The following is a 21,267-nucleotide window of genomic DNA, read 5'->3' as shown; positions in this document are numbered from 1 at the left end:
GCTCCTCAGTTCGGCTTGTCGCCGTCGGGACCGGAAGGCCGCCAACCCGTCGCCAGCTTGGCCGCCTGTTCGATCCACTTGTCGCGCGAGGCCCGACCGGGGAACCCTTCGAGGTTCTGATCGACCCATTTGAGGTTGTCTTCGTTCCAGGCCGCGATCTGCGAGAAATGATAGACGCCCAGACCGTGCAAGACGGCCGCGAGCTTCTCGCCGACGCCCCAGATCAGCGTCAGATCGTCGGCCTTGCCGTCATTGGCGGCCGTCAGCCCCTTCGGACGAAACGTGTCCGGCACTTTCTCGGCATCGGCCACGGCGGCCGCTTCCACAGCCTTGGCCGCCGGGGCGACGGCGGGAGCCGGATCGCTCTTGGGCGGAGCCGGAGGAGCGGCGGCGGCCGCGGCCGGAGGCGGGGCGGCAGGCGGCGTATCGCCATTGGCCTTTGCGGCGATGGCCTCGCGGGCGAGGGCCAGACCCGCGCCGGTGCCGACCATCGAACCGTCATAGAGTTCCGGCGAGGTGAGCACGCGCAGGCCCGTGACGGGCTCGGATGTACGGCGCCCGTTCTGCGGCCCGGGCGTGGGCTTCTCGCCACGCTCGAAGGCGTCGAGGATCTTCTCCAGATCCTCCGGCGTCAGATCTTCATAGACGTCCTTGAAGACCTGGATCATCGGCGCGTTGGTGCAGGTTCCCGCGCACTCGACTTCTTCCCAGGAGAAGTCGCCATCCGCGGAGAGATGGAACGGCTCGGCGTTGATGCGCTTCTTGCAGACCTTCATCAGGTCCTCGGCGCCCCTCAGCATGCACGGCGTGGTGCCGCACACCTGAACATGGGCCTTCTTGCCGACCGGCTGGAGCTGGAACTGCGTGTAGAAGGTCGCGACCTCGTAGACACGGATCGGCGCCATGCCGAGCATCTCGCCGACATAGCGCATCGCCGGCTCGGAGACCCACCCTCCCGCCTGCTCCTGCGCACGCATGAGCAGCGGAATAACCGCGCTGGCCTGCCGGCCCGCCGGATATTTCGCGATGGTCTTCTCGGCCCATGCAAGGTTCTCATCCGTGAACACGAAGCTCTCGGGTTGAACCTCTTTTGGCGCAAGCCTACGGACAGACATGCCGTACCCTTCCGATCGGACCGCCCTACCCCGTGGGGCTCAGCGGTCCACTTCTCCGAACACAATGTCCAGCGATCCGAGGATCGCCGAGACGTCCGCAAGCATGTAGCCGCGGCACAGGAAATCCATTGCCTGAAGATGCGCGAAACCAGGCGCGCGAATCTTGCAGCGATAGGGCTTGTTGGTGCCGTCGGCGACGAGATAGACGCCAAACTCACCCTTGGGTGCCTCCACGGCGGCATAGACCTCGCCAGCCGGAACGTGGAAGCCTTCAGTGTAGTGCTTGAAGTGATGGATGAGCGCTTCCATCGAGCGCTTCATCTCGCCGCGCTTGGGCGCGACGATCTTGTTGTCGACCATCGAGACCGGACCGGCCTCCTTCAGCAGGCGCTCGCAGCACTGGCGCATGATGTCGGCCGACTGCCGCATCTCCTCCATGCGGATGCAGTAGCGGTCGTAATTATCGCAGTTCTTGCCGATCGGAATGTCGAATTCCAGCTCGTCATAGCACTCGTAGGGCTGCGACTTGCGCAGGTCCCACGCCGCGCCCGAACCACGGACCATGACGCCGGAGAAGCCCCACGCGAACGCGTCCTCAAGGCTCACGATGCCGATGTCGACGTTCCGCTGCTTGAAGATGCGGTTGTCGGTCAGCAGTCCGTCGAGGTCGTCCATGAAGGCCGGGAAGGTGTGGGTCCAGGCCAGAATGTCCTCGACCAACGCGCGCGGCAGGTCCTGATGCACGCCGCCGGGCCGGAAATAGGCCGCATGCATGCGCGAACCGGACGCCCGCTCATAGAACACCATGAGCTTCTCGCGCTCCTCGAAGCCCCAGAGCGGCGGCGTGAGCGCGCCGACGTCAAGCGCCTGCGTGGTCACGTTCAGCATGTGGGAGAGGATGCGGCCGATCTCTGAATACAGAACGCGGATCAGCTGGCCGCGCTTGGGCACCTCGACGCCGAGAAGGCGCTCGATGGCGAGGCAGAAGGCATGCTCCTGATTCATCGGCGCGACATAGTCGAGCCGGTCGAAATAGGGCACGGCCTGGGTATAGGTCTTGGCCTCGATCAGCTTCTCGGTGCCGCGATGCAACAGCCCGATATGCGGATCGACGCGCTCCACGATCTCGCCGTCCAGCTCCAGCACGAGACGCAAAACACCATGCGCGGCAGGATGTTGCGGGCCGAAGTTAATCTGGAAATTGCGGACGCTCGGATCGACCTTGGCGGGTGCGTTCATTTATCTGACCTCACCTCAGCCCGCCTTCGGGGCGCTGGCCTTCTCATCGCCGGGGAGCACGTATTCGGGCCCCTCCCACGGCGACAGGAAGTCGAAGTTGCGGAACTCCTGGGCAAGCTTCACCGGCTCGTAGACGACGCGCTTGCGCTCGTCATCGTAGCGAACCTCGACGAAGCCCGTTGTCGGGAAGTCCTTGCGCAGCGGATAGCCGTCGAAGCCGTAATCGGTCAGCAAGCGGCGCAGCTCCGGATTGCCGGAAAACAGGATCCCGTACATGTCGTAGGCTTCCCGCTCGAACCAGAAGGCGCCGGCAAAAACGGAAGTCGCGGAAGGCACGGGCGTCGTCTCGTCGGTCTCGATCTTCACCCGGATGCGGGCGTTATGGGTCGGCGACAGCAGATGGTAGACGACGTCGAAACGCTTCTCGCGGCTGGGCCAATCGACGCCACAGATGTCGATAAAGCTGACAAAGCGGCAGGAAGGGTCATCGCGCAGGAATGTGAGCACCTTGATGATGTCACCGGCCGACGCGACGACGGTCAGCTCGCCAAAGGCGACGCTCACCTCCGCGACCGCCTCCTGCAGCGCTTCCTTCACATGTGCGCCAAGCTCTTTCAGCGTCTCGTCCATGTCGTTCTCGCGTTGTCTTTCCGCGTCAGGCTTCCGTGACGACGAGGATCAGCGTTCGATGGTGCCGGTCCGGCGGATCTTCCTCTGCAGCAGAAGCACGCCGTACAGCAGGGCTTCCGCGGTCGGCGGGCAGCCCGGAATGTAGATGTCGACCGGCACGATGCGATCGCAGCCACGAACCACCGAATAGGAATAGTGGTAATAGCCGCCGCCATTGGCGCAGGAGCCCATGGAGATGACATAGCGCGGCTCCGGCATCTGGTCGTAGACCTTGCGGAGCGCGGGAGCCATCTTGTTGGTCAGCGTGCCGGCGACGATCATCACGTCGGACTGGCGCGGACTGGCGCGGGGCGCGAAGCCGAAGCGCTCCACATCGTAGCGCGGCATCGAGGTCTGCATCATCTCGACGGCGCAGCAGGCCAGACCGAACGTCATCCACATCAGCGAGCCGGTACGGGCCCAGTTGATCAGGTCATCCGTCGCAGTGACGAGAAAGCCCTTGTCGGCCAGCTCGGCATTGACCTCGACGAAGAAGGGATCATTGGCCCCGACGGGACGGCCGGTCGACGGATCGATGATGCCCTTGGCTGCCGGAGCAACGACCGGACTGTTCGCGCTCAATCCCATTCCAGCGCTCCCTTCTTCCATTCATAGACGAAGCCGACGGTCAGCACGCCGAGGAAGATGATCATCGACCAGAAGCCGAAATTTCCCAGCTCCCCGAAGGTGATGGCCCAGGGGAACAGGAATGCGACCTCCAGATCGAAGATGATGAAGAGGATCGAGACCAGATAGAACCGGATGTCGAACTTCATGCGCGCGTCGTCGAACGCATTGAAGCCGCATTCGTAAGCCGACATCTTTTCCGGATCGGGGTTGCTGTACGCAACCAGAAACGGCGCGACGAGAAGCGCGAGACCAATGACAGCCGAAACGCCAATGAAAATAGCGACGGGCAGATAGTCCTGGAGCAGGCTGCTCATCGACCTTCCTCCTCCCCGGTGAGGTGCGCCAGACGGCATCGCCGCTAGTCGCGAATTATTCAAAGCACGAGGCAGGCTTATCGCACCGCCCTAGGCGAGGCAAGGGCATCCGTGGGCCTTCACCGCCGTGTGGTATACAGAATTCACAGCTTGCGATCGAGCCCTGTCAGGTCCCCACCGCATTGCGGCATGTCATTGTGTCACGTCGCGATTATGACGGCGACCGGCATTTTGCACCGCCGACGCAGATCGCGGCAAACAGCCCGCGTCGGCTGCCCCATGGGCAGGATCTTAGGTAAGCCGAGACGGCTTCCGCTCGCATTCGCGCATAGCCGCGCCACGCGCGGTCCTAGCAGAAGCAGCCCCCTGCCCTGAAATCGAGCGGCCGCGCCGGTCAGGCCCACATGCAGCCGGCCGAGGACAATGCCAACGCTCCAGTACGCGCTCAGCGCAACTGTTCGGGCCGTGATGAATGGGAAGGATATTTGTCAGATGTCCCGATCAGGGACTGGCGGGAGTGACGGGGCTCGAACCCGCGACCTCCGGCGTGACAGGCCGGCGCTCTAACCAACTGAGCTACACCCCCGAACGACTGGTCAGCGGTGACCTCGTCGTCGAGTGCGGCGGGTCTTAAGGCCGCCCCTGACAGGTGTCAAGCGCGTCCATCAGTAAGCCCACAGCTTCATCCCGGAAGATGTGGGCGGCGCTTGGTCAGGATGCCGTCCATAAGGGCCATGGCGGCGATCAGCAGCGGCACCGACAGGAAGGTTCCAACAGGCCCCCAGAGCCACGTCCACAACGCCATGGAAAGGAACACGGCAAAGGGATTGAGCGCCACCCGGCGGCCGACGATCATCGGCGTCAGAAACTGGCCCTCGATACCGGTGAGCGCCAGAAATGCCGCCGCCGGAAGCAACCCTTGAAAAAGGCTGGGGAAAGTGACGATGCCGGCTACCGCCAGCAGAGCCGTCATCGCCGCTGGTCCCAGATAGGGGATGTAATTCAGCACACCGGCAATCGCGCCCCACATCAGTGCGTTGGGAAGCCCGAGGGCATAGGCCATGATGGCTGTAGCGACGCCGAGACCGAAATTGATCAGTGTCGCTGTCACCAGATAGGCGCCGAGACGCTCCTCGATCTCGCGAAACACCCGCAGCGCCGTCAGGCGCGTGGCGCGCGGGGTCATCGCCTGGACCACGCGCCGCTTGATCTGGATGCGTCCCGCCAGAAAGAACAGCAGCGACCCGACGAAGAGGATGAACTCCCCTATTGCCGGCGTGATCAGCCCCAGCACGCTTTCGAGCATCCGGGAATCGGCAATGGCCACCTCCATGGGAGGCGCGGCCACCCGCCCCATGGATTCGATCGATTCGACGAACGAGAACAGGCTGTGAAGCGCCGGTTTGAACGCGGCAAAGCGTTCCTCAAGAATCGCGCTGATTTCGGGAGCCCGCGAGATCCAGTCACCCAAGGGCGTGGTGAGCGCGACCGCCGCGCCATACACGGCAGCCACCATCAGGGCGACGATCAGGATCGAGCCGAGCCAGCTCGGCAGTCCCCGTCGCGACATGGCCTCGATCGCCGGGCCTATCACGCTGCCCATGATGATGGCCGCGACGATCGGCACGAGCACGGCGCGCGCCACCACAAGCGCGGCGGCGATGAGTATGACCGCTACCGCGATGATCGCGACCTGCGTCACCCGCAGCCAGAGCCGCTCATTGCGCTCGTTAAGCGGCGGCGTGCCCTGACGCCCCCGGGCGGCGGCCTGGAACGAACCGGGAGGCGATACGTCCCCGACTGCCTCGCCCGCCCCGTCCAATTTCATGCTTGGATACCTCTCCCGGCGCGCGGCATGTGCTGGCGACCGGAGGGAGAACGCCCACCTTGGCCGTCGGTTCCGGCGAGGTTCGCAATACCGGGATTGAGGGCATCGCGGTTTGCGGTCGCGCGTGCGTCGGACGCGCGGCTGCATGGACAAATCCTCCATTTCGGGCATTCTGCGCCGCAACAAAGGAGAGACGAAATCCATGTTGAGCCCTACGCCCGTCGTTCCCGTCATCCTTGCTGGCGGCAGCGGAACGAGGCTTTGGCCGGTTTCGCGAGACAGCCTTCCCAAGCAATTCCAAGCCTTGATCGGCGACCATACGCTGTATCAGGATACTTTGAAGCGCGTGTCGGATCGCACACTTTTCGCCCCGCCCATCGTTCTGACTCATGAAGATTTCCGCTTCTTTGCGCGCCGGCAGGCGAGCGAGATTGGAATCGACGCCACCGTGGCGCTTGAGCCGGTTCGCCGCGATTCGGGGCCTGCCCTGCTGGCGGCCGCGATGATTGCCCAGCGTGTCGCCGGAGAGAGCTGCCTGGTTCTCGCGCTTGCCGCCGATCACATCGTTCTCGACGACCAGCTTTTTGTTGATGCCTGCCGAACCGCGGCCATTGCCGCGAGCGACGGCAAGATCGTGACCTTCGGCATCACCCCGACCGAGCCGAGCACCGCCTATGGCTACATCCGGCCGGGCAAGGAAACCGGACAGCCCGGGAGCCGCGTCGTCGACGCCTTCGTCGAGAAGCCCGACAAGAACACCGCCGCCCATTATCTGACCGAGGGCTATCTCTGGAATTCGGGCAACTTCCTGTTCCCCGCCGGGCTGCTGATTGAAGAGGCCGAGCGTTTCGAGCCCGAGATCGTGGCCGCCGTCCGCGCCTCCGTCGAGCTCGCGGTGGAAGACCTCGGCTTCATCAGGCTCGATGCCAAGGCTTTCGCCAGTTCGCCCGCCAAGTCCATCGACTATGCGGTGATGGAGCGCACCTCGCGCGCGGCCGTGGTCGAGGGCCGCTTCCGCTGGTCCGATATCGGCAGCTGGGATGCCTTGCGCGATATTTCCGAAGGCGATGCGTCAGGCAATGTCACCTTCGGCCCGGTCACCCTGCTCGATTCGCACAATACCTTCGTGCACACCGACGGACCGCTTGTTGCCGCCGTGGGACTCGACGATGTGTCGGTGGTTGCCACCGACGACGCCGTCCTCGTGATGCCCGCGCATCGCTCGCAGGATGTGAAGGCCCTCGTCGCGAAGCTGAAGGCGGACGGCCACAATGCCGCGAGCGAGCACCTGAGGGCGCATAGACCCTGGGGCACTTACCAGACGGTCTGCCGGGGCGAACGCTTTCATGTGAAGAAGATAGTCGTCGAGCCCGGCGGCCGGCTTTCGCTTCAGAAGCACTATCATCGCGCCGAGCACTGGATCGTGGTGAAGGGCACTGCCGAGGTCACGCTCGACGGAAAGGTGTTTGAGGTTCGCGAGAACGAATCGACCTATCTGCCGCTTGGCGGCGTCCACCGCCTTGCCAACCCCGGCAAGATCCCGCTGGAGCTGATCGAGGTGCAGACCGGTTCCTATCTTGGCGAAGACGACATCGTCCGCCTCGAGGACGTCTACAACCGGAGCTGAGCGAAACGCCCTGTCTCCGGCGCGTGCATTGCATCGCAGGTCGATGGCGCTTATTGACGCCCCTCTGCGTCTGTTATCGCCGGCCTCGGGCGCGGTGATCGCGCGTTGCGCGAGCCAAGGGAGTATCGCAGTGGGCATGGCTCCGTCGGAGAATATCCCCGCCGCCGAATCGGTCCGCGAGGAAGATCCCATCCTCGACAGCGTACGGCATACCCTCGCCGTCGAGGCGCGGGGGCTTGCGGCGCTCTGCGAGGCCGTCGACGGACCGCTCGGCAGCGCGATCAAACGCGCGACACGCCTGATCGAGGCGGCGCGGGGCCGCGTCATCGTGACCGGTATGGGCAAGAGCGGGCACATCGGCCGGAAGCTCGCGGCCACGCTTGCTTCAACCGGCACGCCCGCGCTGTTCCTTCATGCCGCCGAGGCCAGCCATGGTGATCTCGGCATGGTCACGCCCGATGACGTGCTTCTCGCCATCTCCTGGTCCGGCGAGACCGCCGAACTCGGCGACATCGTGCACTATGCCGGCCGCTTCGCGGTGCCGCTTCTCGCCATGACATCGAATGCCGAAAGCACGCTCGGCCGCGCCGCCGACGTGGTGCTCACACTCCCGCGTGTCGAGGAGGCCTGCCCGAACGGGCTGGCCCCCACCACCTCCACGCTGATGCAGCTGGCGCTGGGCGACGCGCTGGCGCTGGCGCTGCTGGAGCGGCGCGGTTTCTCCGCCTCTGACTTTCGTGTCTTCCATCCCGGCGGCAAGCTTGGCGCGCGTCTGCTCAAGGTCGCCGACCTCATGCACGAGGCCGACAGCGTGCCGCTGGTGGCCATTGGCACGCCGATGAGCGAGGCGCTGATCGAGATCACCGGCAAGCGGTTCGGCTGCTGCGGTGTCGTCGACGCCCAGGGCCAGCTGGTCGGCATCATCACCGACGGCGACCTGCGGCGCCACATGAGCGTCGACCTCCTGCCGCGGCTCGTGGAACAGGTGATGACGAACTCGCCTCTCGTCATCGCACCCGCCGATCTCGCCAGCTCCGCGCTTGGCCAGATGAGCCGCCTGCAGATCACGGTGCTCTTCGTGGTCAGCGCCGGCCAGCCCGTCGGCATTCTTCACATTCATGACCTGCTGCGCGCCGGCGTCATCTGACGCCCGCCGACATCCACCGAGGTACGCCACATGAGCGGTACGTCCGCCAATCCCATCGTCACCGTCGGTGACGTCCGTTTCGGCAATGCGCTGCCGCTGGCGCTGATCGCGGGCCCCTGCCAGATGGAGAGCCGCGAGCATGCGCTCGAATGCGCGGCCGCGATCAAGGAGATCACGGCCCGTTGCGGCATTGGCGTGGTGTTCAAGACCTCGTTCGACAAGGCGAACCGGACCTCGATCAAGGGTGCGCGCGGCATGGGGCTGAAGGCCGCCTTGCCCATCTTCGCAGAAATTCGCGAGCGTTTCGGCATGCCGGTGCTCACCGACGTGCACGACAATGACCAGTGCGCCCCGGTGGCCGAGGTGGTGGATATTCTCCAGATCCCGGCGTTCCTGTGCCGCCAGACCGATCTGCTGATCGCCGCGGCCGCCACCGGCCGTGTCGTCAACGTGAAGAAGGGCCAGTTCCTCGCCCCGTGGGACATGAAGAACGTTGTCGCCAAGCTCATCGACAGTGACAACCCCAACGTGCTCGTCACCGAGCGCGGCGCCTCCTTCGGCTACAACACACTCGTCACGGACATGCGCGCGCTGCCGATCATGGCAGAGACCACGGGCGCGCCGGTGATCTTCGATGCCACGCATTCGGTCCAGCAGCCGGGCGGACAGGGCACCTCGTCGGGCGGCCAGCGTGAGTTCGTGCCGGTGTTGGCGCGCGCGGCGGTGGCGGTCGGTGTCGCCGGTGTGTTCATCGAAACGCACCCGGATCCCGACCATGCGCCCTCCGATGGGCCGAACATGGTGCCGCTGAAGGATTTCGAAGCGCTGATCGCGCGGCTCCAGGCCTTCGACCGGCTGGCGAAAGATCTCGCCGGTTGACGCAGGCCGCATCGTTCCCGCTGCGCTGGCTCGAATGGGCCGCGCGCCTCGGCAGCGCGGCCTGCCTCATTACGCTGCCGCTGCTGTCACTTCTGCCGGCAACCGTCGTTGAGCGCACGGGCGCGGGGAAAAATTTCGAGCACTTCCTCGCCTATGGCGGAACCGGCCTTCTTTTGGGCCTGGCCATCGCCGTTCCCCGCCATCGCGTCCTGGCCGCCATCGGTCTCATCCTGGTGGCAGCTACGCTGGAGACCGCTCAGCTCCTCACGCTCACGCGCAGTGCGGAGCTGGCGCAGTTTCTCTCCGGCTCGACCGGTGCCTGTGTCGGCGTGATCGCGGGATCAGTCAGCCGGACCGTTCTGACCCGGCGGATCGGCGCCCCTCAGAGGCTCTGATTATAGGCCCCGACTTCGGGATGGGTGCGCAGCACGCCGTCGACGAGCTTGAACATGTCGTGCATGCGGGCCTCGGACACCGGGCTCTCCACCACAACGACCAGTTCCGGCTTGTTGGACGAGGCACGTACCAGCCCCCATGAACCGTCCTGCGCCGTCACCCGCACCCCGTTCACCGTGACGAGGTCGCGGATCGGCTGCCCGTCGATGGTCTCGCCGCGCGCGGCAAGCCCTTCGAAGTGCTTCACCACAGCGTCGACCACGCCATATTTCTTCTCGTCCGGACAGTGCGGCGACATGGTCGGCGAGGACCAGGTCTTGGGCAGTGCGTCCTTCAGTTCCGAGAGCTTCTTGCCTGGATTTCGGTCCAGCATGTCCAGGATGGCAATGGCCGAGACCAGGCCGTCATCATAGCCACGCCCGATTGGCGTGTTGAAGAAGTAGTGGCCCGACTTCTCGAACCCGACCAGGGCCCCGCTCTCGTTGACGCGGCGCTTCATGTAGGAGTGGCCGGTCTTCCAGTAGTCGGTGTGCGCGCCATTGGCGATGAGCACCGGGTCGGTGACGAACAGCCCCGTGGACTTCACGTCGACCACGAATTTCGCCTGCGGATAGATCGCCGAGAGGTCGCGGGCGAGCATCACGCCCACCTTGTCGGCGAAGATCTCCTCGCCATGGTCATCGACCACACCGCAGCGATCGCCATCCCCGTCGAAGCCAAGCCCGACATCGGCGCCCGAAGCCAGAACCGCGTCGCGCATCGCGTGCAGCATTTCGAGGTCTTCGGGATTGGGATTGTATTTCGGGAACGAGTGGTCGAGCTCGGTATCCAGAGGCACGACCTCCACGCCCAGCGCTTCGAGAATGCGCGGGGCGAACGCACCTGCCGTGCCGTTGCCGCAGGCGACCACCGCCTTGATCGGGTTCTTCAGCTTGGGGCGGTCGGTCAGGTCCTTGAAGTAGACCTCGGGGAAGTTCTCGACATAGTGATAGCTGCCGCCCTCCCGCGCCTGCGCCATGCCGCCGAGCACGATTTCCTTCAGACGACTCATCTCGTCGGGCCCGAAGGTCATGGGGCGGTTCACGCCCATCTTCACGCCGGTCCAGCCATTGTCGTTGTGCGACGCCGTCACCATCGCCACACAGGGAATATCCAGCGCGAACTGGGCGAAATAGGCCATGGGTGACAACGCGAGGCCGATATCGTGGACCTTGATGCCGGCGTTCATCAGCCCGAGCGCGAGCGCCTGCTTGATCGATGACGAATAGCCGCGAAAGTCGTGTCCGATGACGATTTCGGGCCGGATGCCGAGCTCGTGGATAAGCGTGCCGAGCCCCAGCCCAAGCGCCTGAACACCCATGAGGTTGATTTCGCTGCCGAAGAGCCACCGCGCGTCATATTCGCGAAAGCCGGTCGGCTTCACCAGCGGCACAGTCTCATAGGCATACGTATTCGGCTTCAGCGACGCCTGCGGCTTCGGGAACATTGAAGGTCCTGTTTATGCGGCGGGAAGGATCTCGCACTTTATGGCGGTTGGCATGCGACATCGTCAATGCCGGAGGGTCGCTCAGACCGCCCGCCGCAGCAGCCGCGCCCCGCGCCACAGCTTCCAGATACGCAGCGGCGGCGACATCGCCGGCACCACGGCAAACGGATCGTGGGGGCGGCTCATCCGCGACAGATCACCCGGCACCAGCACCATGGGCAGGAAGGCGGGCAGATTGGCCGGATCGACACCTCTGAGGGCTTTGATCGCCTTGTCATAGTGCCGGGCCGCCAGCGCCCTCATCTCACCCAGCGCCGCCCGCAGCGCCGCGCTCGCGGGACCCGATACCGCGTCCTCACGGGTCAGGCCGTGCGCGGCGAGGATGTCGAGCGGTACGTAGCACTGGCCTCGCCGGGCATGGACGGGAAAAGCACGCAGCAGTCCGGTGATGGCATAGGCGACGCCGGCATGGCCGGCGGCTTCAGCGGAGGCCTGATCGGTGGCACCGGTCAGGATGATCGTGCCAAGGCGGATCAACGCGGAGGAGGTCTCGCCCGCATACCCCTCCAGATCATTCACCGTGGGCATCGGATCGTCGTAGAGATCGAAGATGCGGGCATCGAGCAGCGCGAAGAAGGTCTCGCGCGGCAGGGCATAATGGTCGACCGCATCGAGCAGGGCTCCCGCCACCGGATTCGCCCGCACGTCACCGCGCGCGCCGCCGATAAGCGCCTCGCTCCACCACTGCAGCCTCACCTCCCCCGCCATCGGGTTGGTGATGGCTTCGCGCACCCGCGCCACCTCGGCATTGAAGGCATGAAGCGCGAAGAGCGCGCCGCGCTTCTCCGCTGGCGCGAACAGATCCGCCATATAACGGTCGCGGTCGAGGCCCCGAACCAGCTCGGCGCAATAATCGACATCGCGCATGGTCATGGCAGGGCCAACAGGGCGGCAGCGACCGGCCTGTCCTCAGCCAGCAGCACGTTGTAGGTCGAAGCTGCGGCCCGTGTCGGCATCGCGTCGACCGAGATGCCGACATCGCGCAGGCGCCAGCGGAGAGAATCGGGCACCACCCATGGGTCCATGCCGGTGCCGATCAGAAGCAGTTCGATCCGTTCCGCCTGCTCGAACACCCGCGCCAGCGCCGCGACGTCGATGTCGGCCTGTGTCCGCGCCGCCCAGGCGTGCATGCCCGATGGCAGCGCCAGCAGCGAGCCGTCCGATGCCATGCCGGCGAAGTGAAAGGCATAGCGGGCATAGCCCGCTATCGGTACCTGGCTCGGGAGATGGGCGTCGGGCGTGGCCATGACTACCTCTTCGGGACAGCTACCTTTTGAGACCCGCCCGACATTTTCCGGACGGCCGCCGGGCTCGAACGGCAGCCTCTACCGGAGCCGCATCCCTGCCCGAGACATCCGCGCCCTGAACCACCGGGTCAGGGAGCGGCCCGCTCGGCGCGCGGATTGGCGGTCTTGTCTTCCTTCTCGGCAAGCGTGCGCGTGGTGACGCCGAGATAGATCAGCAGCGGCGACGCTATGAAGATCGACGTGTACGTGCCCACCAGCACCACACCGAACAGCATCGTGATCGAGAACGAGTGGATCGCCCGCCCGCCGAACAACACCAGAGCCAGCAACGCCAGCGTCACCGTAACGTGGGTGATGACCGAGCGCGACAGCGTCGAGTTGATCGACTGGTTCAGCAGATCCTCGGTCGGCATCTTCTTGTAGCGCCGCAGCATCTCGCGGATGCGGTCATAGATGACGATCGTGTCGTTCAACGAGTAGCCGAGAATGGTGAGCAGCGCGGCAACGCTGGTCAGGTCGAAGTCGATCTGGAAGATCGCCATGAACCCGATCGTGAGCACGATATCGTGGAAGTTGGCGATCGAGGCTCCCAGCGCGAACTGCCATTCGAACCGGAACCACAGATAGATCAGGATGCAGAGCACCGCGAGCATCATCCCGACGATGCCATAGCTCAGCAATTCCTGCGACACGCGGGGGCCGACCACCTCGACACGGCGATACTCGACGCCTTCCCCGAGCGCGGCCTTCACCTTGCCCACAACCGCCTGCTGGGCGCTCTCCCCACCCGGCTGCTGCGCAACGCGGATGAGCACCTCGCCGTCACTGCCGATCTCCTGGATCTGCACCTCGCCGAGATCGAGCGCTTCCAGCTTGGAGCGCACGTCCGCCATGTTCAGCGTGTTGTTGGCGTAGCGCACTTCAAGCAGCGTACCGCCCTTGAAGTCGATGCCGAAGTTCAACCCGAGCGTGAGGAAGGCCCCCAGCGCCAGGATCGACAGCAGCGCCGAGATCGGAAAGCTGATGCGCCGAAAGCGGATAAAGTCGAACTTGGTGTCGTCCGGTACGATGCGAAGCAAACGCATGGTGGTGCTCGCCTTTCTCAGATCGGCACATGCTGGGGGCGCCGCCAGCGCACCCACAGCGCCACCATCAGGCGGGTCAGCGTGAAGGCGGTGAACACCGTCGTCATGATGCCGATGCCGAAGGTAATGGCGAAGCCGCGAACGGGACCCGAGCCGACATAGAACAGCACGGCCGCCGCAATGAATGTGGTGATATTGGAATCGAGGATGGTCGACAGCGCGCGCGAGAAGCCCGCGTCGATGGCCGAAATCGCCGAGCGACCGGCCCTCGCCTCCTCGCGAATGCGCTCATAGATGAGCACGTTCGAATCCACCGCGATGCCGACGGTCAGCACGACACCGGCGATGCCGGGCAATGTGAGCGTCGCGCCGAGCATGGCGAGCAGGCCCATGATCATCGAAACGTTCACCGCCACGGCGACAACGGCGATGACACCGAAGACCCCGTAGGTCGCGATCATGAACACCGCGACCGCGACCGCGCCGACGATCGAGGCGATGATGCCGGAGCGGATCGAATCCGCGCCAAGGCCAGGCCCGACCGTGCGCTCCTCCACGACCTGAAGCGGCACCGGCAGCGCGCCGGCGCGCAGCAGGATGGCGAGGTCGTTGGCTTCCTGCACCGTGAAGCTGCCGCTGATCTGGCCGGAGCCTCCCAGGATCGGCTCCCGGATGACCGGCGCCGAAATCACCTTGTTGTCGAGAATGATCGCAAAGGGCCGCCCCACATTGGCCTGGGTCGCTTCGGCGAAGCGGCGGGCGCCATTGGTGTTGAAGCGGAAGGTAACGACCGGCTCGCGCGTCTGCGGATCGAAGCTCGGCTGGGCATCGGTCAGGTCTTCACCCGCCACCAGCACACGGTCTTCGATGAGATACGGAACGGGAGGATTGCCGTCGGACGTCAGCACCTGGGTGCCGGCCGGCGGGCGTCCCTGCAGCGCCTGCTGCGCACTCATCGTGGTGTCGACGAGACGGAAGCTCAGCTTGGCGGTCTGACCGAGAAGGGCCTTGAGCCGCGAGGGATCCTGAAGGCCCGGCACCTGCACCTGGATGCGGTCGGCACCCTGGCGCTGGATCGACGGCTCCGTCGTACCGAGCTGGTCGATACGCTTGCGGATGATCTCGATCGACTGCGACACCGCCTGGATGGTTCGCGCCTGGACACCGGCACTGGAGGGCGTCAGCGTGATCAAGCTGCCATCGCGCGCCACATCGGTATCGAGCTGGCCGGTGGTGGCCAGCGGGCCACCGATCGGCTGGGCGAGCCCACGCAGCGCCGTCAAGGCGCTTTCGACGTCCTGCCCCTCGCGGATCCGCACCTGGACGGAATCGCCCTCGATGTTGAGCCCGCTATAGCCGACCTTCGCATCGCGCAGCACGCGACGGGCATCGTCGCGGAGCTGTTCGAGACGGCCCTTGCGGACTTCGGCCTGTTCGACCTGCAAGACAATGTAGGAACCGCCCTGCAGATCGAGACCGAGCACGATCTTGCGCTGCAGGAAGCCCGGGAGGCTGTCGTAAGCGGCCGTCGAAAGCAGGCTCGGCACGATCATCAAACCGATGATCGCGCACGCCGCCAGGATCGCAATGGCCTTCCATTTGGAAAAATAAAGCATGTCGATCTTTCCGGCCGCCCTTCAGGGAGCGGCCGCAAGGGGAGCCGTCAAACGGATGCCGTCACGCGGCGCCTTCTTCCTTGGCCGGCTCGCCCTTGGCGCGCACTTCCGAGATCATGCCACGAAGCTGGCGGATCTTCACGCCTTCGGCGAGCTGAAGCTCAAGCTCCGAATCGTCGACCACCCGCGCAACCTTGCCGATCAGGCCGCCCGTGGTGACCACGGTGTCACCGCGGCGGATGTTCTTCACCAGCTCCTGATGGGCCTTCACCTTCTTCTGCTGCGGCCGCAGGATCAGGAAATACATGATCACGAAGATCAGCACGAAGGGCAGCAACGACATCAGCATGTCGGTACCGGCGGGGCCAGCGGCCTGCGCATAGGCGGGCGTAATGAACATGTCGGTTCCTTGTCCGTCGAATAATGGCGGGCGAAAGGCCCGGCGAAGCGGCGCGGACTATACTGGCGCGCCTGCCGATTGCAAACGCCGACAACGCGCCCGCAGGTCACGGATGCGAAAGGGCGCGGCGCGACACCGGAATGGCTTGTCCGAATGGCCTCATCTGGCTATTCCCGCCTCGCCCAAGGAGCCATGCCATGAACCCGTTGTCGGACAACCTCGCTTCCCAGGATTTCGGTGCCGTTCTCGCCCGCATCGCCGACGCGCTGGAGCGCATCGCGCCTGCCAGTGCCGCATCCGTAGACTTCACCGTCGCCAATGCCTTCGTCTGGCAGGCGGAAGCCCGGCACCTCGAACCGGTGCCACGGGTCAACCGGGTCGAAATGGATCTTCTGAAGGGAATCGACCGCACCCGCGACATGCTGGTGGACAACACGCTGCGCTTCGCCCGTGCACTGCCCGCGAACAACGCCCTCCTGTGGGGCGCTCGCGGCATGGGCAAGAGTTCGCTGGTCAAGGCCGCCCATGAGCAGGTCAACCGCGCCATGGTCGACGAGGGCCGGCTGCCCATCAAGCTGGTGGAGATTCATCGCGAGGATATCGAGACCCTTCCCGCGCTGATGGCGCTGATGCGCTCGACGCCGTTCCGCTTCATCGTATTCTGCGACGATCTCTCCTTCGATGCCGACGACACTTCCTACAAGTCGCTGAAGGCGGTGCTGGAGGGCGGCATCGAGGGGCGGCCGGAGAATGTGATCTTCTACGCCACCTCGAACCGCCGCCACCTGCTGGCACGCGAAATGGTGGAGAACGAGCGTTCGACCGCGATCAATCCCGGCGAAGCGGTGGAGGAGAAGGTCTCGCTGTCGGACCGTTTCGGCCTCTGGCTAGGCTTCCACAAATGCAACCAGGACGAATATCTGGCGATGGTGAACGGCTATGCCGACCATTTCGCCATCCCGATCGACGCGGAGACGCTGCGCAGCGAAGCACTCGAATGGGCGACCACGCGCGGGTCGCGCTCCGGCCGCACAGCCTGGCAGTACGTGCAGGATGTCGCGGGGCGGCTTGGCGTTTCGCTTTCTGAACCGCCTGCCACCCCGCGCTGACCGGCGCCAAGGTCCGAACGTCGCGCCGGTATTGATGGGCGGGGCACGGCCCCGCCGGTTCCATGGTGCGGGGTTCAGAGCCCGGCGAGATACTGCGACGGGTCCACAGGCTGCGATCCCTTGCGGATCTCGAAGTGCAACTGCGGGGTGGACACGTTGCCGGTCTGACCCGCCTTCGCGATCACCTGCCCGCGCCGGACGGTGTCGCCCTTCTTCACGTCCACCTCGCTATTGTGAGCATAGGCGGTCACGTAGCCATCCGAGTGCTTGATCAGCACGAGGTTGCCATAGCCTTTCAGCTCGCTGCCGGCGTAGGCGACGACACCATCCTCGGCGGCCTTGATCGAGGTACCTTCCGGCACCGAGACGTTGATGCCCTCGTTCTGCTGGCCACCCGGCTTGGGCCCGAAGCCCGAAATCACACGCCCGCGGACCGGCCAGCGGAACTGCATGCCGTTGCCACTGCGCACGTCATCCGGCGTCTCGGAAGGCTTCACCGCCGCGATGGTCTGCGGCTTGGCAGCCTCCGTCGCCGGAGCAGCCGGCGCCGCAGCAACAGCCGGCGTGGGTGCGGACATCGGCTTCGTTGCGGGAGGCGCCGGAGGCACTGCCAGCGCCTTCGGTGCACTCGCGACGACCGCAGTACCGGACGCGGGAATCCTCAGCTGCTGGCCGATACGCACCTGCGCGTTCATGTCGAGGCCATTGGCCGAGGCCAGAGTCCCGCGCGGGATGCCATAGGTCCGCGAAATTGAACTGAGCGTCTCACCGGGCGCTACCGTATGCGCCCCACCGCCGGTCGCCGCGACCGCCGGAGCCCGAACCGGCGCCGCCGCGACGGGGGCCGGAGCAGGAGCGGGCTGGGGCTGCGCTCCATAAAGCGGCTGGGGCTGTCCGCTATAGAGCGGCTGCGGCCGTCCGCCGTACACCGGCTGCTGTGCGGGGCTCGCGCTTGCAACCTGCTGCGGCGCACCATAGGCGGGCTGCGCCGGAGCGCCATAAGGCGCGGGATAACCGGAGGCGACCGCGGCACCGTTCGCCGGCGCCATGGGTGCCCTCTGGACCGCACCGCTCGGCGCTGCGGCTACCGACCCCGTATAGGCCGGACCGCCCGCCTGCGCACTGAACGGACTGCTGTTGGGATTGCTGAAGCGACCGACATCCGAACTGCACCCGGCCGCCGCCCCCCCGAGGAGAGCAACAATGGACAGCCGCACAATAGGCCTGCAACCGGAAGCCGACAGGAAATCACGCATCGCACCACCCGTACTCTAAACACGCACGGATTAAAGCGCGGGATAGGTAAACGTCGGCTTAAATCAATCGGCCGAATGCCGGATTGGCGGCAAATTCAGGGCGAAAGATCAAAGCGTGGCCGCGATTCCCTCTCGCATCGGCACAAAACGGACCAGCCCCAGATCGCGGCGCTCCAGGCCTTCCTCCGCCTTGTGGAAGCGCACCAACATCTGGGTTTCGTCGGGCGGGCCAAGCGGCGCGACGATAATGCCGTCAGGCGAAAGCTGTTCGATCAGTGGTGCGGGAATTTCGCGCACCGCGGCGTTGAGCACGATGCGGTCGAAGGGCGCGCGCGCCAGCAGCCCCTGGGTGCCATCGGCGACGATCACCTCGACATTGGCGAGCCCAAGCTGGCGTAGCCGCACCGCCGCGGAATGCGCCAGGGTACGATAGCGTTCCAGCGTCACCACATGGCGGACGATATGGCCGAGGATCGCGGCGTGGTAGCCCGAGCCGGTTCCCACTTCCAGCACCGAATGCTTGGCATCGAGATCCAGCGCTTCCGTCATCAACGCCACCACTGAAGGCTGGCTGATGGTCTGGCCGCATTCGATGGGCAGGGCCTGGTCGGCCCATGCCAGATCGCGAAAGGCGGGATCGACGAAACGCTCACGCGGCACCTGCTCGAAGGCCCGCATCACGCGCCTGTCGAGCATGCCCCGCTTGCGCAGCGTGAGCAGCAGCTCCGCGCGCTCGACCGCTTCCTTCTCGGCTTCCGTCACCGCAGCCTCCGCCTCCCTTCCCAATGGGATCAGCGGACCATGATTGTCAACGCGCAGCGCGGAATATCTGGGCCAGCCGGGTCATCATCGGCTCATCCGTCATGTCGAGCCGCAGCGGAGTGACGGAGATGCAGCCCTCGTCGAGCGCGTGCAGGTCCGAACCATTGGCCGGATCGAAGATCCGCTTCTCGAACGCGATCCAGAAATACGGATTGCTGCGCCCGTCGGCGCGCTCGTCGATGCGCAGCAGATCCTGATTGCGCTTGCCCTGCGCCGTCACCCTGACGCCCCTCACCTCCTCCACCGGCCGGTTGGGGAAGTTGACGTTGATGAGGATGCCGTCGGGAATGCCTTCCTCAAGCAGGGTGCGCACCACCTCCGGGCCGAAATGCTCGGCCACCGTGTAGGCCGGCGCCTTGCGTGTCTCGAAGCCGTAGGCCTGCGACATAGCAATGGAAGAGATGCCGAGCACCGTGCCCTCCATGGCGCCGGCTACCGTGCCCGAATAGCCGACATCCTCGGCCACGTTCTGCCCGCGATTGACACCGGAGAGCACCAGGTCCGGCTTGGCGTCCTTGAGCAGATGGCGCACCGCCATGATGACGCAGTCGGTCGGCGTGCCCTTCACCGCGAAGCGGCGTTCGTCGATCTGGCGCAGCCGCAGCGGATCGGACAGCGAGAGCGAATGCGACACGCCGGACTGGTCGGTCTCGGGCGCCACGACCCACACATCGTCCGACAGCGCCCGCGCGATCCGCGCGCACGCTTCCAGACCGGGGGCGTGAATGCCGTCGTCATTGGTGACCAGGATTCGCATCGACTCGCTCATTGCTCTTGAAAACGTCATCGCCGGCCGGGGATGCCGGCGCGAGCCCGCTCAGTTGTTCTCGATCTTCGCCAGTCCGCCCATATAGGGCACCAGCACCTCCGGCACTGTGACCGAGCCATCCTCGTTCTGGTAATTCTCAAGGATCGCCACCAGTGCCCGCCCGACCGCGACGCCCGAACCGTTCAGCGTGTGGAGGAAGCGCGTGTTCTTGGACTCCTTCGGCCGGTAGCGCGCATTCATGCGCCGGGCCTGGAAGTCCGAGCAGGTCGAGACCGAGGAAATCTCGCGATAGGCATTCTGCCCCGGCAGCCACACCTCGATGTCGAAGGTGCGCGCGGAGGCGAAGCCCATGTCGCCGGTGCACAGCGTGACCACGCGGTGCGGCAGGCCGAGCTTCTTCAGCACCGCGATGGCGCAGGCCAGCATGCGCTCCTGCTCGGCGAGCGCGTTCTCGGGCGTGACGATGGAGACCATCTCCACCTTGTTGAACTGGTGCTGGCGGATCATGCCGCGCGTATCCCGCCCCGCCGCCCCGGCCTCGGCCCGGAAGCAGGGCGTGAGCGCGGTGAAGCGCAGCGGCAGTTCTTCCTCGGACAGGATGGACTGCGCGACGAGATTGGTCAGCGGCACTTCGGCAGTGGGGATGAGCCAGCGGCGCTTATCAACGGCGGAGGCGTCGATGTTGTTGGTGATAGCTTCAGCTACGGCTTTGACAGTCGCCAACGGAAAGGTGTCGCCTTTAGATGCGTCAGAGAGACCATGCAGAGCGCTCGTGATTGCTCTTCGATACGCGTCCGTAATCTCCGGCGTACCCGCCATGAACTGATCGTCTCGGAACTTCGGCAGCTGCGCGGTGCCGAACATCGCCTCGTCCTTCACCAGAACGGGCGGGGCGACTTCCATGTAGCCGTGTTCTTCGGTGTGGGTGTCGATGAAGAACTGGCCGATGGCGCGCTCCAGCCGCGCGAGGCGGTTCTTCAGCACCACGAAACGCGCGCCGGACAGCTTGGCACCGGCCTCGAAATCCATCTGTCCCAGCGCCTCGCCAATCTCGAAATGCTGCTTTGGCGCGAAGGCGTAATCGCGGATCGCGGGCATGACGAGGGCGCTGCCCGACGCATCGGGATGGGGAACAGGCTCGTAGGGCACGTTGTCGTGCTCGTCGGCCCCGTCCGGCACGGCATCCAGCGGCGCATTGGGAATGGCGGCGAGCAGACCGTGAAGTTCGGTCTCGGCCGCCTTCATGTCCTCCTCGATCGCGGGAATGTCGGTCTTGAGCTTGCCGACCTCGGCCATCAGCGCCTCGGCCCGGCCGTTCTCGCCAGCTTTCTTGGCGGCGCCGATCTCCTTGGAGGCGGCATTGCGGCGGGCCTGCAGCTCTTCCAGCTTCACGATCCCGGAGCGGCGGCGCTCGTCCAGCACCAGCAGGCTGTCCACCAGAGCCTGCGCTTCGGTCTCCGCCGTCCCGCGCCGCGTGAGAGCGCGGACGAGTCCCTGCGGCTCCTCGCGGATCCATTTGATGTCGTGCATGGAAGTCTCGCTTTCGCCCCTTGGCGTTGTCGCGGGCCTGCGC

21 protein-coding genes and 1 tRNA gene are annotated in these 21,267 nt (G+C 65.2%); 5 read left to right on the top strand and 17 right to left on the bottom strand.

Annotation, left to right across the window (positions count from 1 at the left end; translation table 11 throughout):
- Nucleotides 1–5: 5 nt before the first annotated feature.
- The 7 genes from nuoE to G3A50_RS19510 form a co-directional block, all read right to left on the bottom strand.
- Nucleotides 6–1,115: an NADH-quinone oxidoreductase subunit NuoE gene (gene nuoE, locus G3A50_RS19540; RefSeq protein ID WP_163076793.1), complete on the bottom strand. Its 1,110-nt coding sequence runs from the start codon at nt 1,113–1,115 to the stop codon at nt 6–8.
- A gap of 39 nt (nt 1,116–1,154) precedes the next feature.
- Nucleotides 1,155–2,354 (bottom strand): NADH-quinone oxidoreductase subunit D, encoded by a 1,200-nt coding sequence (locus tag G3A50_RS19535; RefSeq protein ID WP_163076792.1) that lies wholly within the window; start codon nt 2,352–2,354, stop codon nt 1,155–1,157.
- Between the two features lie 15 nt (nt 2,355–2,369).
- Entirely contained in the window at nt 2,370–2,984 is a 615-nt protein-coding gene (locus tag G3A50_RS19530) for an NADH-quinone oxidoreductase subunit C (RefSeq protein WP_163076791.1), read from the bottom strand.
- Nucleotides 2,985–3,032: 48 nt separating this feature from the next.
- Nucleotides 3,033–3,611, bottom strand: coding sequence for a NuoB/complex I 20 kDa subunit family protein (locus G3A50_RS19525; protein WP_163076790.1), 579 nt, complete (start codon nt 3,609–3,611; stop codon nt 3,033–3,035).
- Nucleotides 3,602–3,967: an NADH-quinone oxidoreductase subunit A gene (locus G3A50_RS19520; protein WP_163076789.1), complete on the bottom strand. Its 366-nt coding sequence runs from the start codon at nt 3,965–3,967 to the stop codon at nt 3,602–3,604. The genes G3A50_RS19525 and G3A50_RS19520 overlap by 10 nt, the downstream gene beginning before the upstream one ends.
- 509 nt (nt 3,968–4,476) lie before the next feature.
- Nucleotides 4,477–4,553: transfer RNA gene (locus tag G3A50_RS19515), tRNA-Asp, on the bottom strand.
- 96 nt (nt 4,554–4,649) lie between these two features.
- On the bottom strand, nt 4,650–5,795 hold the full coding sequence (locus G3A50_RS19510) for an AI-2E family transporter (RefSeq protein WP_163076788.1): 1,146 nt from the start codon (nt 5,793–5,795) through the stop codon (nt 4,650–4,652).
- Nucleotides 5,796–5,997: 202 nt separating this feature from the next.
- Here G3A50_RS19510 and G3A50_RS19505 point away from each other — a divergent pair, with 202 nt between their 5' ends.
- The 4 genes from G3A50_RS19505 (at nt 5,998) to G3A50_RS19490 (ending at nt 9,843) form a co-directional block, all read left to right on the top strand.
- Nucleotides 5,998–7,422 (top strand): mannose-1-phosphate guanylyltransferase/mannose-6-phosphate isomerase, encoded by a 1,425-nt coding sequence (locus G3A50_RS19505; RefSeq protein ID WP_163076787.1) that lies wholly within the window; start codon nt 5,998–6,000, stop codon nt 7,420–7,422.
- A gap of 136 nt (nt 7,423–7,558) precedes the next feature.
- On the top strand, nt 7,559–8,569 hold the full coding sequence (locus G3A50_RS19500; RefSeq protein WP_163076786.1) for a KpsF/GutQ family sugar-phosphate isomerase: 1,011 nt from the start codon (nt 7,559–7,561) through the stop codon (nt 8,567–8,569).
- A 30-nt stretch (nt 8,570–8,599) separates the two neighbouring features.
- Nucleotides 8,600–9,448: a 3-deoxy-8-phosphooctulonate synthase gene (gene kdsA / locus G3A50_RS19495; protein WP_163076785.1), complete on the top strand. Its 849-nt coding sequence runs from the start codon at nt 8,600–8,602 to the stop codon at nt 9,446–9,448.
- Nucleotides 9,445–9,843, top strand: coding sequence for a VanZ family protein (locus tag G3A50_RS19490; protein ID WP_163076784.1), 399 nt, complete (start codon nt 9,445–9,447; stop codon nt 9,841–9,843). Before kdsA ends, G3A50_RS19490 begins: the two co-directional genes overlap by 4 nt.
- Here G3A50_RS19490 and G3A50_RS19485 read toward each other — a convergent pair.
- From G3A50_RS19485 to yajC, 6 genes are all read right to left on the bottom strand, one after another.
- Entirely contained in the window at nt 9,831–11,330 is a 1,500-nt protein-coding gene (locus tag G3A50_RS19485; RefSeq protein WP_163076783.1) for a phosphomannomutase/phosphoglucomutase, read from the bottom strand. The genes G3A50_RS19490 and G3A50_RS19485 overlap by 13 nt on opposite strands.
- Before the next feature lie 81 nt (nt 11,331–11,411).
- Nucleotides 11,412–12,263, bottom strand: coding sequence for a phytoene/squalene synthase family protein (locus G3A50_RS19480; protein WP_163076782.1), 852 nt, complete (start codon nt 12,261–12,263; stop codon nt 11,412–11,414).
- Nucleotides 12,260–12,637, bottom strand: coding sequence for an Mth938-like domain-containing protein (locus G3A50_RS19475; protein WP_163076781.1), 378 nt, complete (start codon nt 12,635–12,637; stop codon nt 12,260–12,262). Before G3A50_RS19475 ends, G3A50_RS19480 begins: the two co-directional genes overlap by 4 nt.
- Before the next feature lie 128 nt (nt 12,638–12,765).
- A complete protein-coding gene (secF, locus tag G3A50_RS19470; RefSeq protein ID WP_163076780.1) occupies nt 12,766–13,722 on the bottom strand; it encodes a protein translocase subunit SecF in 957 nt (318 codons plus the stop codon).
- Nucleotides 13,723–13,739: 17 nt separating this feature from the next.
- On the bottom strand, nt 13,740–15,338 hold the full coding sequence (gene secD / locus G3A50_RS19465; protein WP_163076779.1) for a protein translocase subunit SecD: 1,599 nt from the start codon (nt 15,336–15,338) through the stop codon (nt 13,740–13,742).
- A 61-nt stretch (nt 15,339–15,399) separates the two neighbouring features.
- On the bottom strand, nt 15,400–15,738 hold the full coding sequence (yajC, locus tag G3A50_RS19460; protein ID WP_163076778.1) for a preprotein translocase subunit YajC: 339 nt from the start codon (nt 15,736–15,738) through the stop codon (nt 15,400–15,402).
- 197 nt (nt 15,739–15,935) lie between these two features.
- On the opposite strand from yajC, the gene G3A50_RS19455 reads away from it, so the two are divergent.
- Nucleotides 15,936–16,847 carry an ATP-binding protein gene (locus G3A50_RS19455; protein WP_163076777.1) on the top strand — a complete coding sequence of 304 codons (912 nt, stop codon included), beginning with the start codon at nt 15,936–15,938 and terminating at the stop codon, nt 16,845–16,847.
- A 74-nt stretch (nt 16,848–16,921) separates the two neighbouring features.
- Here the strand turns inward: G3A50_RS19455 and G3A50_RS19450 are convergent, their stop codons facing one another.
- The 4 genes from G3A50_RS19450 to serS form a co-directional block, all read right to left on the bottom strand.
- Nucleotides 16,922–17,896 carry a peptidoglycan DD-metalloendopeptidase family protein gene (locus G3A50_RS19450; RefSeq protein WP_343037819.1) on the bottom strand — a complete coding sequence of 325 codons (975 nt, stop codon included), beginning with the start codon at nt 17,894–17,896 and terminating at the stop codon, nt 16,922–16,924.
- Nucleotides 17,897–18,211: 315 nt separating this feature from the next.
- Nucleotides 18,212–18,865: a protein-L-isoaspartate(D-aspartate) O-methyltransferase gene (locus tag G3A50_RS19445; RefSeq protein ID WP_163076775.1), complete on the bottom strand. Its 654-nt coding sequence runs from the start codon at nt 18,863–18,865 to the stop codon at nt 18,212–18,214.
- A gap of 46 nt (nt 18,866–18,911) precedes the next feature.
- Nucleotides 18,912–19,682, bottom strand: a complete 771-nt coding sequence (surE, locus tag G3A50_RS19440) for a 5'/3'-nucleotidase SurE (protein WP_163076774.1) — start codon at nt 19,680–19,682, stop codon at nt 18,912–18,914.
- 60 nt (nt 19,683–19,742) lie between these two features.
- The gene (gene serS / locus G3A50_RS19435) at nt 19,743–21,224 is read right to left on the bottom strand and encodes a serine--tRNA ligase (RefSeq protein WP_163076773.1); all 1,482 of its coding nucleotides are present in this window, start codon (nt 21,222–21,224) and stop codon (nt 19,743–19,745) included.
- Nucleotides 21,225–21,267 lie beyond the last annotated feature (43 nt).

Origin of the sequence: Ancylobacter pratisalsi, assembly GCF_010669125.1 — a bacterium.
In the GTDB taxonomy this organism is placed as follows: domain Bacteria; phylum Pseudomonadota; class Alphaproteobacteria; order Rhizobiales; family Xanthobacteraceae; genus Ancylobacter; species Ancylobacter pratisalsi.
The sequence above is the reverse complement of the archived record's forward strand: the minus strand, read 5'-3'. Positions and strand labels throughout refer to the sequence as shown.